This window comes from Ensifer sesbaniae (assembly GCF_013283665.1).
In the GTDB taxonomy this organism is placed as follows: domain Bacteria; phylum Pseudomonadota; class Alphaproteobacteria; order Rhizobiales; family Rhizobiaceae; genus Ensifer; species Ensifer sesbaniae.
In genome coordinates this window covers 2,554,697-2,568,788 of sequence record NZ_JABEKU010000001.1, presented here as the reverse complement: position 1 = coordinate 2,568,788, position 14,092 = coordinate 2,554,697, and the positions used below count along the sequence as shown (strand labels likewise).

At 62.0% G+C, this 14,092-nt stretch carries 10 protein-coding genes and 1 pseudogene; 7 read left to right on the top strand and 4 right to left on the bottom strand.

What is annotated here, in order from left to right:
- Positions 1 to 535 precede the first annotated feature (535 nt).
- Positions 536 to 727, bottom strand: a complete 192-nt coding sequence (locus tag BHMPCIPO_RS32860) for a pyridoxamine 5'-phosphate oxidase family protein (RefSeq protein WP_246304425.1) — start codon at positions 725 to 727, stop codon at positions 536 to 538.
- Between the two features lie 2,009 nt (positions 728 to 2,736).
- Here BHMPCIPO_RS32860 and BHMPCIPO_RS12520 point away from each other — a divergent pair.
- A pseudogene (locus BHMPCIPO_RS12520) lies at positions 2,737 to 2,931 on the top strand (plasmid partitioning protein RepA); the annotation flags it as partial.
- A complete protein-coding gene (locus BHMPCIPO_RS12515; RefSeq protein WP_173517051.1) occupies positions 2,928 to 3,203 on the top strand; it encodes a hypothetical protein in 276 nt (91 codons plus the stop codon). The pseudogene BHMPCIPO_RS12520 and the gene BHMPCIPO_RS12515, both read left to right, overlap by 4 nt.
- A gap of 171 nt (positions 3,204 to 3,374) precedes the next feature.
- On the opposite strand, the gene BHMPCIPO_RS12510 is transcribed toward BHMPCIPO_RS12515, so the two are convergent.
- Positions 3,375 to 5,201, bottom strand: coding sequence for an autotransporter outer membrane beta-barrel domain-containing protein (locus BHMPCIPO_RS12510; RefSeq protein ID WP_173517050.1), 1,827 nt, complete (start codon positions 5,199 to 5,201; stop codon positions 3,375 to 3,377).
- A gap of 255 nt (positions 5,202 to 5,456) precedes the next feature.
- Between BHMPCIPO_RS12510 and BHMPCIPO_RS12505 the strand changes: the two genes are divergently transcribed.
- The 4 genes from BHMPCIPO_RS12505 to BHMPCIPO_RS12490 all read left to right on the top strand — a co-directional run bounded on the left by BHMPCIPO_RS12505 (position 5,457) and on the right by BHMPCIPO_RS12490 (position 9,349).
- On the top strand, positions 5,457 to 6,452 hold the full coding sequence (locus BHMPCIPO_RS12505; RefSeq protein WP_173517049.1) for a threo-3-hydroxy-L-aspartate ammonia-lyase: 996 nt from the start codon (positions 5,457 to 5,459) through the stop codon (positions 6,450 to 6,452).
- Between the two features lie 457 nt (positions 6,453 to 6,909).
- The gene (locus BHMPCIPO_RS12500; RefSeq protein WP_173517048.1) at positions 6,910 to 7,572 is read left to right on the top strand and encodes a peroxiredoxin; all 663 of its coding nucleotides are present in this window, start codon (positions 6,910 to 6,912) and stop codon (positions 7,570 to 7,572) included.
- A 422-nt stretch (positions 7,573 to 7,994) separates the two neighbouring features.
- Positions 7,995 to 9,044 (top strand): MBL fold metallo-hydrolase, encoded by a 1,050-nt coding sequence (locus BHMPCIPO_RS12495; protein ID WP_173517047.1) that lies wholly within the window; start codon positions 7,995 to 7,997, stop codon positions 9,042 to 9,044.
- Positions 9,045 to 9,133: 89 nt separating this feature from the next.
- A complete protein-coding gene (locus tag BHMPCIPO_RS12490; RefSeq protein WP_173517046.1) occupies positions 9,134 to 9,349 on the top strand; it encodes a hypothetical protein in 216 nt (71 codons plus the stop codon).
- Between the two features lie 190 nt (positions 9,350 to 9,539).
- On the opposite strand, the gene BHMPCIPO_RS12485 is transcribed toward BHMPCIPO_RS12490, so the two are convergent.
- Entirely contained in the window at positions 9,540 to 11,072 is a 1,533-nt protein-coding gene (locus BHMPCIPO_RS12485) for an arylsulfatase B (RefSeq protein ID WP_173517045.1), read from the bottom strand.
- 597 nt (positions 11,073 to 11,669) lie between these two features.
- The gene (locus tag BHMPCIPO_RS12480) at positions 11,670 to 12,272 is read right to left on the bottom strand and encodes a class I SAM-dependent methyltransferase (RefSeq protein WP_173517044.1); all 603 of its coding nucleotides are present in this window, start codon (positions 12,270 to 12,272) and stop codon (positions 11,670 to 11,672) included.
- 490 nt (positions 12,273 to 12,762) lie between these two features.
- Between BHMPCIPO_RS12480 and BHMPCIPO_RS12475 the strand changes: the two genes are divergently transcribed.
- Positions 12,763 to 13,992 (top strand): aminotransferase-like domain-containing protein, encoded by a 1,230-nt coding sequence (locus BHMPCIPO_RS12475; protein ID WP_173517043.1) that lies wholly within the window; start codon positions 12,763 to 12,765, stop codon positions 13,990 to 13,992.
- Positions 13,993 to 14,092: the final 100 nt, after the last annotated feature.

Here is a 14,092-nt window from a genome sequence, read left to right as displayed (position 1 = left end):
CTTGCGAGTGAGAGGGCTCGTTCACGACCCCGTCGAGGTTCTCCTTGATCCATCGGACCGCGGAGCGAAGCTCGGCGGTAAAATCATGGGAACGGTCACATCTGCACGATGCGACACGTCGGCTCTGACCGATTTGAACGTTCTCATTTGATCCCGATACTGCAGGCTGGCTTGCAGCCTGCAGTATCGCCCGAGCATATGATTTGCGAGCTTTGGGAGCGCCCATATTTGTCTTGATGATCGAGGTTTGCTCGGCCTCCGCGGTCCTCCACGGTATCCTGCCCTCAAGGCGGTTGTCACGATCGAGCCGACGCCAACGGACGGCGACCCAAAGCCGCTGCTTCTGTCAGAGCTGAATTTCGATAAGCTCGGGAGGCTCTTTGTTGAAATCGGAATATCGAATCCACCGCGGCTTCGCTTTGAACATCACGGCTCCCCTTTCGATGAACTCCCTTTCGGCCGGAACGCTGTTGAGATGGGCTTCCTGGTATTGTTCGATATCTGCGGCAGGAACCCTTGTTGCCTCACCCTCGTATCAACCGACTACGAACGCGACGCCGGGGCGCTCCGCGAAATTGTCGAACTTTCGCGTGTCCTTGAAAGTGTCGAACACGATCTCAAGATTGTCGCGCACCGAGAAGTCGATTGTAGCAGCCTCCGGCGTTCCGTTGCGGTGGCATGTCGCGATGACCGCCAAGGTGTGCTTCCTCAGGAATTCAAGGATCATGCGTTTCGTAAGATCATCGTCCATTTTCTCATCCCTCAGTTGGCATTCTCGATATTGGCCAGTCTTGTTCAAAAAAGCGTCGCCCTGCTCCCCTCCCCTCGCCTGCTCGAAGGTTTGCTGATCGAGCAAGCCTCGTGAGAGGCCGCGTGCGCCTACCTTCTGTTGACCAGGGCGCCATGGAATATCGCGTGGCTCTCATCCAGCCATGACTGAGCGATGCCAGTAACTGAACACTCTAGTGGAAATGCGCAAGCTGAATATTTGGACACACCCCGCCGATAGGGAAGTCTGACGGTGTTCGCAGACGCGTGCCCGGCTTGTCAGCTTGAGCGAGTCGCCCATTACCGGCTCCGCAGCCAGGTTGTTCTTCCGCGCGAGCTTCTACTTCGCCTATCTGAGAAGCACCGCGGGTGGCGGGCCGCCGCCCATCGCCGATGGTGCGGATCAGTTTTTGCCGGTAGCCGAACATTCTCTGACTTAATCGTACTGAGCACGAAGCCATTCGCAAGCCAGTTCGTGATCACGGAGCGCGAATACATGCCTATCGCGCTCCTGAGATCCGATACAGTTGTGACCTTGCCTTCTATCCCCACAAGGACAAAGCGGCAAACCTCAAGCGCGCTTGCTCCTCGGCAATTCCCTTACAGGATCGGATGTCTATGAACGAAGTGGTCGGCCGATGTCAGCACACAGTCGCGAAGGCAACGCCATATCGAAGAGGAATTCCCAACTGGCGCGGTGACCGCCGGCAGTCTCGGGGCGGTTTCGTCCCTTCCGTTGATGATATTCGTCATCACGATCAACATTCGAAACTGTGGCACTCCGGAAACGTTGATCTGCGTTGCCGAACCTCCCCTTTCAAGGACGTTAATACAGGCCGTTGCGCCGAAGGAAATCGGAAATTCAATCGAGGTCCCCTCGCCCCAAGCTTAACGATGCCGCCATGGTTGGATTGAGACCTTGAGATCCGATCTATCGCCAACAAATGCTCAGACTTCGTTCCGCGAGCTAAAGCGCGTAACGTCTACTCAGACGTGTCACTCTCGGTTGGTGGTTGCAATCATTTCCTTGGAGGACAATTGTTCGTTTTGACGAAACGAGACTAATCACGGTCCGCCACAACCAAATACTGCAATCAAGCGAGTGCGGTCTTCGCCTCGCCGAGTTACCGCTTCGAACCGCTACGTGGCTGGATACAGGCGAGTTGTTCCCGCAAAGAATGTCTTAAAATTACCAAATATTGCCGACATAAGCTAACATATTGATATAATGTAATAAACTGCAATTATTGTCAGCTGACAACGGCGCAGCATCCGATGGCCGAGGGCTAGGCATTGGCGCCCTGCACTCGGAGAGATGATCGCTCCCCCAGGACTACCGTCGATCTTCTTGCCCGATGGCGGCCGGCAAGGCCAGATCCATCTGGAATAGCGGTCACGGTGATGGAAATAGCCGGTTCCTCGCTGGCGGTCCAAACTCCGCCGCTTCGGGTCGCGGCACGTGCCGGACGCGATTTCGGCTAAAAGGATTGCATGTTAGTAGACGTCGTGTTGTTCGCCAAGCCTACAGCAGGCGATTTACCAGGACGATTCCCTTCGGGGTTTCGTTCTCTGCGTCGCCGCGCACATGTGGCCCCGAACCTGAGGGGCAACGCACGGGAATCTCGGCGAATGCGGAAGTTATCAATGCGTCGTACACTGGCGAACCGCACCAACCGCATGAGATGGGGAGCTGGTTCGAAAAGCAGTGCCAACCCCAATGGCTCTCGATGATCGGGAGCGGGGCGGAACCGGAAGGCGAAGGGGCTCCAGCGATAGCTGGCACGATCGGTGACAGCGAGAAAACTGGTCGGGAAGCCTCGTCGGACTGACCCGACCGTTTGCCTGATTTTTACCTGCCATCGACCAAAGCCACGAAAGTTCTTGAAAGCGGCAAGGAATTTGAGATTGCCGCTGCTCATCGACAGCGGGCGTCGTTTTCCCCACCTATGGCGGTCCAATGAGCGCGACGGCGAAGATCTCCTGCTGAACTCGGTCATCAAGTCGACCGCGGTTGCGGTTGCGCTCACCTGGAAGAAAAACCTCTATGAGGTGCAGCGGGCGCGCTTATCCGCACCAAAGACCTATGACCGCGCCATTGAATCGATCAATGCGGCCAATGCCGAACTGGAAAGGCTTTTCTGGAAGGCACGGGCGAAAGAATGAGCTGCCAGGAGGGCCTCAGCCAGAATGAAATTCGCAGCGGTGACAGCTATGCCCGTTTCGCCGGTGTTCACGATGCGCCTTCCGGTGAACGGCAGGTAGCAGCTTTGTCCGTTGACGCGACGGAGCTCGTTTCGCCCGGCCTGGAGCTCGGGCAGGTGAGCCATGGGAAATCCGGCTCGAAACTCGCGTTCAATAAGTCGTGCCTAGCGGCTTCGCCAATGGCTTTCTTGCCAACCTTTGGGGAGGAGGCATTGAAAACCGCGGTACGTTGAGATCTGTTCGCGGTATCAAGGTGTTGATCTTGGCCTGTCGGGCCGCTTAAACCTTCATAGGCGCTGAAGCCACATCGGCCTTTCGGAGATCGGAGCAATATTTATGAGCCGCCAACTTTCGCAAATCGCCGATGTGCAAAACAAATCGGCAGAAACTTCTGAATCAGGACACTAGAAACTCCAGGAAACATGCAGTTTGCCTTCCCAGACATCGAGATCATTTTGGCCGAAGCTCAGGTAACCGCCCGTCGCTTCGATCTGAAGGTTGTCGTTCACCAGCATTCTGAAGCCCGAGCGCAGTGAGAACGACCATGGCGAGGGCGTTACTTCCGTGAGGTCGCCGGTCAGGATCTTGCCGTCGTTGGGCCGCTCGAACTGGTATTCGGCGCCGAGCTCGGTGAAGACCAGAAACGGCTGCCCGTCCGGCAGGCGGAAGGTACGGCTGACCTCGGTCGAGAGATCGAGGATGCCGTAGTTGAAGCTGTCGCCGGGCAGGGAAACGCTGACCGGTGTGTTGAGGATGCTGCCCGAGAGATCGTAGGCGTCGCTGTCGATATGGGACCAGCTGACGGACACCTTGGGGCGGATGAGATAGGCATCGACCTTGTATTGGCCGTGCAGCGAGATTTCGCCGGCAAGGCGTTCCGAATCCTGTTGGCCGCTCAGCACGCTGAGGTCGATATCATTGTTGTAGCGCCCATAGGTCAGCGATCCGTCGATCGCCCAGTGTTTCGACAGGCGATAGGCCGCATAGGGGCCGAAGCTGAAACCGTCGGTATCGATGCCCAAAGTGCCATCGAACGCATCGGTCGAACTGTCCTCGAGGGAAACGGTCATGCCGACGACAAGATCGCTGGTGATCCGGCGATCGAGGCCCATCGTCAACGAGCGGGCGAGCGTATCGCTGTCGCGCTCGTAACGTTCGTCGGAGATGTCGGCGAACTGGATATCCGACCAGAAGTTCCAAAGGGAGGGTTGCGGGAGATCGCGGCCGGGCGTCAACGGCACCTGGTTGGATCGGTCGGCGCTTTGGGCCGCGGCCTCCTCGGCGGCGAGATCCCGGCAGATCGGCAGGTCGCGCTGCTGCTGCTTGGAATCGATCGACCGCGGATCGATGCAGGTGTCCGGCGTCCTGGCGGCGACCACGCGCCCGCCCCTGACCGCGGTCGGCGTGCGCGGCTTGAACCCCGGAAAGACCGGCTGAGGTCCGACATCCGGTCGGCCATCGGGTCGGTCGAAATTCGGGAAGACCGGCTGCGGTCCGACATCCGGGCGACCATCGGGGAGGTTGAAATCCGGAAAGACCGGCTGGGGTCCGACATCCGGGCGGCCATCGGGGAGGTTGAAATCCGGGAAGACCGGCTGGGGTCCGACATCCGGGCGGCCATCGGGGAGGTTGAAATCCGGGAAGACCGGCTGCGGTCCGACATCCGGGCGACCATCGGGGAGGTTGAAATCCGGAAAGACCGGCTGGGGTCCGACATCCGGTCGGCCGTCGGGCAGGTTGAAATCCGGGAAGACCGGTTGCGGGCCGACGTCCGGCCGGCCGTCGGGCCAGTCGAAACCTGGGAAGACCGGTTGGGGGCCGACATCCGGTCGGCCGTCCGGCCAGTCGATGTTCGGAAGAATACCGCTGCGCATCTGGTTCTGCGTGTCGAGCAGACAGGGCTTTCCGCTCGACAGGTCATAGAGCTTGTGGGTTCCACCATTGCCGCTTGAAACAACCGGCGAAAGCGAGAGATGGAGGCCGCGTCTGCTCTTGTTCCAGGTGTCGACGGTCTGATTGCCCTGTGCCGCCTCGAGGCCGAAAGAGCCGGCACTCGTTCCCGAAATCCAGACGGAGCCGGTGCCCCCCTTCGTGTTGCCGAGATAGGCGAGGCCACCGCGGGAACTGCAATTGGCCGCCAGTGCCTTGGCTGGCATCGCCAGGCCGCAGAGGCCGGTGAGCAGCCCGACATAGGCCGTAAGCGACAGTGCTCGTCGGCAATGAACATCCATCCTACGCTTGCTCCCCCAAGCTTGCGTCTACCCCGCCAATACGAGGCATGGTCATTTGCGCCAGGCCGATTTCGGCCGGCGCGGCGTCCCCGGTGTCCCACAGAGAAGGCGATCTTTCGAGTCGCAACAACTCCAGTTTGCACATTCCATGAAGGCCGGTGACGATGCTACCTTCAAATTTCAGTGGAAGCTGTCGGATCGGCGCCGGTCGTTTACGATGGCGCCAAAACCGCAGGGCGAGCACCGGAGGGCTACATGGCGACTTCAGCAGCAGGCGAAACGTTACGCATTCCGACCTTCGAGGACGTTCAGAGAGCGCGCAGCCGCATCGCCGGCGTGGCGCATCGGACGCCGGTGCTGACCTCGCGCACGGCCGATGCCGCGACCGGGGCGCGGCTTTTCTTCAAGGCGGAGAATTTCCAGCGCGTCGGCGCCTTCAAATTCCGCGGCGCCTATAATGCGATCGCTGCCTTGCAGGAAAGCGGCCAGAAGCGGGGCGTCGTCGCCTTCTCCTCCGGCAACCATGCGCAGGCGATCGCCTATGCCGCACGGCTGCAGGGTGTGGCCGCGACGATCGTGATGCCGAAGGACGCGCCCGAAATGAAGGTGGCAGCGACCCGCGGCTATGGCGCCGATGTCGTGTTCTACGACCGCTATACCGAGGACCGATCGGCGATCAGCGCGAAGCTGGCGGCCGAGCGCGGCGCCGTCCTCATCCCGCCCTTCGACCATCCCGACGTCATCGCCGGGCAGGGCACGGCGGTCCTGGAACTGATCGAGGAGGTCGGCGAACTCGACTTGATCGTGACGCCGCTCGGCGGCGGTGGCCTGCTGGCGGGCTCGGCGCTCAGCGCCCGGGAACGTTCGCCCGGCGCGGTCGTCATCGGTGTCGAGCCGGAGGCCGGCAATGACGGCCAGCAGTCGCTCAGGAAGGGCGAGATCGTTCGTATCCCGGTGCCGAAATCGATCGCCGACGGGGCGCTGACCAACCATGTCGGCGAGCACAATTTCCCGATCCTCAGGCGCGAGGTCCGCGAGATCGCCACGGTGAGCGACGCCCAGCTCGTCGAGACCATGCGTTTCTTTGCCGAACGCATGAAGATCATCGTCGAACCGACCGGGTGCCTGGCGGCTGCGGCCGTGCTGCAGGGCGTGCTTCCCTCGGCCGGGCAAAGGGTCGGCGTCGTCATCAGCGGCGGCAATGTCGGTCTCGCCACCTTCTGCGCACTGTTCAGCGACATTCGAGACTAGAAAACCGGGCGAAGCTAGAAAGCCGGGCGAATCTAGAAAACTCGGACGCTCGCCGATCCCGAACAGGCGGCTTTGAAAAAGGGGAATCGCATGACTGGCTCGAAGCCCGGATGGCAATGTCGAGCGCGGCCCGCCGTTGCTGCGGCGATGCCTTCTGCTTGTTCGACAAGGCCGCTTGCGACGCCCGTCTTTCCGGTTGCCTTAAGCGGCAAAAGTGGCACACTGGGCATCGCGCTTAGGCGCCGTGCTTCCCCGTGCAAACCAGGGCTGCTGTAATGATATGATTTTCTAAAGGAATTTCTCCTCCGGGCGGTCGTCGCCGGAGTGTAAACAATGGAAGAAAACGGAAGGATTACAGCGGCCTTCTGGCGCCTTGCCGGGCTCGGCGCTGTCAAGAAAATAGAGTGCTTCCATCGCGCCCGGGCGGGCGCAGCGCTCACACACATTGGAGGGTATCGTGACGCTTGCAATCAATGACCTCGCACCGGACTTCGAGGTCGAAACGACCGATGGCACGATCCGGTTTCACGACTGGATCGGCGATTCCTGGGCGGTCCTGTTCTCGCATCCGAAGGATTACACGCCCGTCTGCACCACCGAGCTTGGCTACATGGCGCGCATCAAGCCCGAATTCGACCGGCGCGGCGTCAAGATCATCGGCCTCTCCGTCGACCCGCTCGACCGGCACGCCGGCTGGGCGGCCGATATCGAGGAAACGCAGGGCTATGCGCCGAACTTCCCGATGATCGCCGATGTCGACTACACCGTCTCGAAGCTCTACGGCATGCTGCCGGCGCCGGTCTCCGGCGATCCGACGCTGCGCACGCCCGCCGACAACCAGACGGTGCGCAACGTCTTCGTCATCGGCCCGGACAAGAAGATCAAGCTGATCCTCGTCTATCCGATGACCACCGGCCGCAATTTCGACGAGGTGCTGCGCGTCATCGACTCGCTGCAGCTCACCGCCAAGCACAAGGTGGCGACGCCGGTGAACTGGAAGCAGGGCGACGACGTCATCATCGCCGGTTCGGTCAGCGACGAGGATGCCCGCAAGGTCTACCCGGAGGGCTGGCGCGCGCCGAAGCCCTATATCCGCATCGTGCCGCAGCCGAAGGGCTGAGGCGCAACAACGGCAAGGGGGTGAGGGGGAATGCCCCCTCATCGCACGGTGAGGCGCTCCACATTTGCACGGTGACGAGCCCCTCATCCGCCTGCCGGCACCTTCTCCCCGCCAGCGGGGAGAAGGGACATGCTGCACCGCTCGCCCTCCTCAATGCCTTGGGGTTCTGGTTGGCGGCCGCGGTGCAAGCCTGGTGCATCCTTTCTCTTCGCAAACGGAGAGACAGAAAAACTCGAGCGTGCGGCACCGTCCCTTCGCCCCGCCTGCGGGGAGAAGGTGCCGGCAGGCGGATGAGGGGCAATACCTCACCGCGCGGATGAGGGGCAATACCTCACCGCGCGGATGAGGGGCAATACCTCACCGCGCGGATGAGGGGCGGGCCGCCATTTGTTGCATGACGCCTCGATGCAAGGGAGTCGCCGATGATCTTCCGCCAGTTGTTCGACAGCGTATCCGGCACCTATACCTACCTGATCGCCAGCCGCCAGGGCGGCGAGGCGCTGATCATCGACCCGGTCCTGGAAAAGGTCGAGCGCTACCTGCAGCTCGTCCGCGAGCTCGACCTCAAGCTGGTCAAGGCGGTCGACACCCATCTCCATGCCGATCACATCACCGGTCTCGGGGCACTGCGCGACCAGACGCACTGCATCACCGTCATGGGTGAACAGACCGCGGCCGACGTCGTTTCCATGCGGGTGACGGAGGGCGACCGGGTGTCGATCGAGGGATTGAGCCTCGACGTGCTCTATACGCCCGGCCATACCGACGACTCCTATTCCTTCCTGATGGGCGGCGACATGGGCCGGCGGGTCTTTACCGGCGACACGCTGCTGATCCGCGGCACCGGCCGCACGGATTTCCAGAACGGCGACCCGCGGCAGCAATATGACTCGCTCTTCAACAAGCTGCTGAAGCTGCCCGACGAGACGTTCGTCTACCCGGCGCACGACTACAAGGGCGATACGGTCTCGACCATCGGCGAGGAGAAGCGCTTCAACCCGCGGCTTCGGGTGAGATCCGTCGACGAATATGTCGAGCTGATGAACAATCTCAAGCTGCCGAATCCGAAGATGATGGACGTGGCGGTGCCGGCCAACGTCCATATCGGCCTGCACCAGGACGAGATCGCGCGGCGGGGCTGGGCGCTTTCGGCAAAGGAAGCGCTGGCGCTTTGCGGCCGGGCGAAGGTTGCGCTCGTCGACCTGCGCGAAAAGGCCGAGCGGGAAAAGCACGGGGTCATTCCCGGCTCGCTGCACGCGCCCTATCCGGACCTCGAGCAGAACATCGCCGCCGGCGGCGTGCTGCACGAACTGGCGGCGGCGACCGGCAAGCGCATCGTCTTCTACTGCGCCTTCGGCGAGCGCTCCGCCATGGCCGTTGAGGCTGCCCAGGCGGCCGGCCTCACCACCGCCTGCCATATCGAGGGCGGCATTGCCGCCTGGAAGAAGGCGGATGGGCCGGTGACGCATTGATGCCGACGCATTGACGTCGGCCCCGCGCGCACCATCTCCATCCCGAAGCGTTGCGGTGATCGAAACGCGCAAGGAACAGGTTTGGGGCCATGCACAAGTTCGCTGTCAGCGTCGTCAGGGAATTCGAGGCCGATAGCGCCGAGGAGGCGGCCTTGCTGATGTATCAGTGTCTCACCCGCGAGCCGGCGCCGCTGTCCTATTCCGTCATCGATGAAGCAAAGAACGCGGTGAGCCTGATGCTCGACCGGGAAAAGGCGGACGAATTCGCCAGCATCGATCACACGGCAGACCCCGGCAACTGGTAGGCATTGGCGACCAGCATTTCCTTGCGATCTCGCCCGGGTGCACGGCCTACAGAAGCCCGTGGACAGGGCGCGCACCACGGCGCCGTGCGTCGTATCAGACGGCGCAAAGGTCGGCTCCAGCGCATTGAGTTGCTGCATGTTTTTGGCCATTGACCGGCTACGATCAAGGGAAACCTGCAGTGGCCGCAGGTCAGTCACCGAGGCTGAAGAGCGTCGAGGGATCGGCGGCCACCGGCGGTGCCTGGAAGGTCAGCCGCACCGCGTCCAGGATGAGGAGAGGCGGTGCCATTTCGCCGGCAAGCCGGCTGATCCAGTCCTGCAGATCGCGTGTCTTGTCTGCGTTACCAGCGGCAAGATCGTTCGTTTCGGACGGATCGGCGGAAAGGTCGAAGAGTTCCAGTTTCGGCGGCAGAGATGCCTTCCAGACGAGTTTCCAATTGTCCTTGCGCACGGCACCTGCCAGTGGGTCGACATTGTAGACCATGTCCCGGCGCGGCGACGGCTTTCCTTCCCTCAAGGCGGGCCAGAGGTTGATGCCGTCGAGCGGCTTGGCCTTGCCAAGCGGCGCGCCGGCGATTGCCGCGAGCGTCGGGTACATGTCGACGACATGGACCATGCCCTGGACCGTGCCCGGCTTGATCCGCTCCGGCCAATTGGCAAGGGCCGCGACCCGTGTGCCGCCCTCGTAGAGCGAGCCCTTGCCGTCACGATAGGGGCCGTTGCTGGCCGGCAAACCGCCGCTGATCTTGGAATCCCCGGCAAAGAGCGAACTCTTCACGCCGCCATTGTCGCTGTGGAAGACGATCAGCGTGTTGTCGCGCATGCCGCGTTTCACCAGCGCCGCGACCACCTTGCCGACACCATCGTCGAGCACGGAGATCATCGCCGCGTAGGCCCTACGGTTCTCGTCGGCGATGTGCTTGTAACGGTCGAGATAATCCTCCGGCGCCTGGAATGGCGTGTGCGGGGCGGTGAATGCGAGGTAGAGGAACAGGGGAGCAGCGGGATCGTGCCGTTCGACGACCCGCACCGCCTCGTCGCCGATGAGGCTGTTGTCGAAGCCGGTTTCCTCGAGCGGCGTGTTGTCCCGGTACCAGTCCTTCACGCCATGCGAGGAATGCTTGAAATGGTCGATCTCCCCGACCAGCGCGCCGTAGAAGCTGTCGAAGCCGCGCTGTCTCGGCCAGTATTCCGTCTTGGCATGGCCGAGATGCCATTTGCCGACGAGAGCGGTCTTGTAGCCGGTATCCTTCAATGCCTGCGGCAGCAGATACTCATCGAGCGCAAGTCCATAGGAGCCGGCGGCGGGAATGACGCCGGTCTGCAAGCCGTAGCGCAGGGGATAGCGGCCGGTCATGAAGGCGGCGCGCGACGGCGTGCACATGGGCTGGGTGTAGAACTCCTCGAACCGGGCGCCGGTCTCGGCCAGCCTGTCGAGGTTGGGCGTCTTGATGTCGGAACCGTGGAAGCCGACGTCGGCCCAGCCGAGATCGTCGGCGATGATGTAGACGATATGCGGCGGCGTCGTGCCATTGGCGAAGGCCTGGCCAGGGGCGGAGAGGGCGGCAAGACTCGCCGGCAGTCCCGTGGCCACGGCGATCGCCGCGCCGCTCAGCAACGCCTCGCGCCGCGTCAAGCCCTTGTCGGTCCTGTCGGCATTGGTCGCCGAGGCGGGCTTGCAGGCAGCCGCAGGATCGGCTTGCCCGGCATGGGACGAAGGCATGTGCACCCCCTTGGAAATCGGCCCCTCATCGAGGTGGGCTTCATTTATTCTGTATTGCTAATATCTACACCTCCCGGTAGCGGCGTCAATTGGTGTTGCCGTGGGAAGCAGGCTCGGCCCCGGCACAGAAGGAAGGTGACAGGCATGAAGCGCCGATCGATCCCGCCGGTGCGGCCCTGCGTGCGTCGGGACCAGGGACGGCAGGAAAGTCAGGGCGCCATGATGCGCGAGCGAGGCCGGGCCGAGATGTCGCCAGAAGGTTGTGCCTGTGCGGACGGCGGTTCATTTATTGTGCATTGCCAAAGGAAATATGCTGCAATGCAGGAATATCCCTGAATATTTCCGGGTCTGTCGAAGTATAGATTCGGGGTCCGCCTTACAATTTGCCTGAATCTGTGCTCTCATAGGTTTAGCTGGAAGGAGGAAATGCCGTGTTCTCATTCCTTGAGCACTTCGCACTTTTCGACGCCCTGATCGTTGCTGCGATCTGCACCTTGCTGATCCTGAGTTACTTCAGCCGCGAGGCTTGACGCAAAGCGGATCGAGACTTGTTGCCCGCCCTTCGGGATCGGGCAGTATCGCTCGAACGCGCCGACCTCAGCCCGCGCGGATCGCAGACACATACAGCCAGCGGGTCGGCTCGCCGTCATAGCCGCCGCCATCCGCCTCGCGGATACCAACCTCCGACCAGTCAGCTTGCTCGAAACGGGCGCGCAGCCATGCCGCTGACGGATAGTTGAAATAGCGGCCGAAGCGGTCGCGGCCCTCGGCTTCACCGGCCTTGAAGCTGGCATGGAGAACGCCGCGCGGGCGCAGAGCGTGGCGGAGGCGGGCGAGCACATCGCCGAGTTCCGCGCGCGGCACATGCAAGAGCGACGCTTCGGCCCAGATGCCGTCGAAGCGATCTCGCCAGTCGATCTCCTGAAACCTGACGACGTCGACCTTGCGGCCGATCCGGGCTTCGGCCTCACGCGCCAGCTCCGCCGAGCCGTCACAGGCGGTGACGTCGAGACCTCCTTGCAGCAGCGCCAGGCTGTCGTGGCCACCGCCGCAGCCGAGATCGAGAACGGCGGCGCCGGGTGCGAGCTTGCGCATGAAGGCATCGAGCCGCGCCGCCGGCGGCCGGCGTTCCCGCCCCGCATAGGTGGCGGCGTTGTCGCGGTAGAAGATAAGGGTGTCGTCGATATCGGGTTTTGTCATGGATGCTCTTTAGCTCTCGTCGCGGGAAGGAGTGAAGCGGACTGTTTTCTCCTGCCGAAGTCCGCGATTGCGGAGAGACTAGATCCTTTCACTGTTTCATGGAAACAGTGAAAGGATCTAACCTTTTGAAATTACGCAATTCCGGACGGAAAACCGTTTCACACTTTTCCTGGAATTGCTCTAGTCGAAGATGACGGCGTCTTGGGAAAAAATGTCAGCACGACAGCGGCGCTCCGTTCCCGCGGGCGGCAAGAGCGTAACGCGAGTGGCTTGCATTGCCCGGGGCTGCGTGGCATTCGGCTTGGGCTGACGCGACGTCAGGTCCTGGACGCTAGGTGCAAAGAGCCCGAAAAGTCCGAAAAACGCACGGAATTAGGTCAATAATATTGACATAAATTAGCCGTCGTGGTCCTGTCGCTTCGCCGTCTGCAATGACGCGGGAGGAAGCGGAGAACCGCTTTCCGCACCATAATCTCTGAGGAAACAACCCATGCTGGATTGGGAACACATATTCGCGACGCGCTCGAGCCGGATGCGCGCCTCGGAAATCCGCGAACTGTTGAAGCTGCTCGACCGTCCGGACATCATCTCGTTCGCCGGCGGCATTCCCGATCCGGCGCTGTTTCCGGATGCGGAATTCAAGGACGCCTATGCGGAGATCTTCGCAGGCCCGGCCGTCGGTGCGGCGCTGCAATATTCGGTCAGCGAGGGCTACAAGCCGCTGCGCGAATGGCTCGCCAAGCAGATGGCTGATCTCGGCATTCCCGCCGGTGTCGACAACATCTTCATCACCTCCGGTTCGCAGCAGGGCCTCGATTATCTCGGCAAGCTGTTCCTGTCGCCGAAGGACACCGCACTCGTCACCTGGCCGACCTATCTCGGCGCCCTGCAGGCCTTCAACGCCTATGAGCCGACCTATGACCAGCTGAACCCCAACGGCAACCGTACCCCGGAAGCCTACCGCCAGGCGGCGGGCGAGGCGGGCGGCCGTGTCAAGTTCGCCTATCTCTCGGCCGATTTCGCCAATCCGACCGGCGAGACCGTCGACCGGGCCGGCCGTGAGCGCGTGCTGGCGCTGGCCGAAGAGCTCGACATCGCGGTCATCGAAGACGCGGCCTACCAGTCGCTGCGTTATGACGGCGAGCCGGTTCCGCCGATCCTGGCGCTCGAAATCGCCAAGAAGGGCGATATCAACAACACCCGCACGATCTATTGCGGTTCGTTCTCGAAAACGCTGGCCCCGGGCCTTCGCGTCGGCTGGGTCGTCGCCTCGGACAAGGTGATCCGCAAGCTGGTGCTGATGAAGCAGGCGGCGGATCTTCATTCCTCGACGATCAACCAGATGGCGATCTGCACGGTTGCCGAGCGCGGCTTCGACCAGCAGGTGGCCAAGATCCACCGGGTCTACAAGCAGCGCCGCAACGCCATGCTGGCGGCGCTCGAGAAGTACATGCCCGAGGGTGTTTCCTGGACGAAGCCGGAAGGCGGCATGTTCGTCTGGGTCACGCTGCCGAAGGGCATGGACGGCGCCGCGCTGCTGGCGAAATCGATCGAGACCGCCAAGGTCGCCTTCGTTCCCGGCCGCGCCTTCTTTGCCGACGGCTCGGGCGAAAACACGCTGCGCGTCTCCTTCTCCTGCGCCAACGACCAGATGATCGACGAGGGCATCCGCCGTCTCGGCGACCTGATCCGCGGCGAAGCGGCGGCTCTGGCGGCTTAAGGCTCATAGGGTTCTTGTCTCTGAAAAACGCGTCCGTTCCGGCGGGCGCGTTTTTCTTTTGGCCGGTGCAGCGCGCACAGGGAGAAGACCTCGAAACACT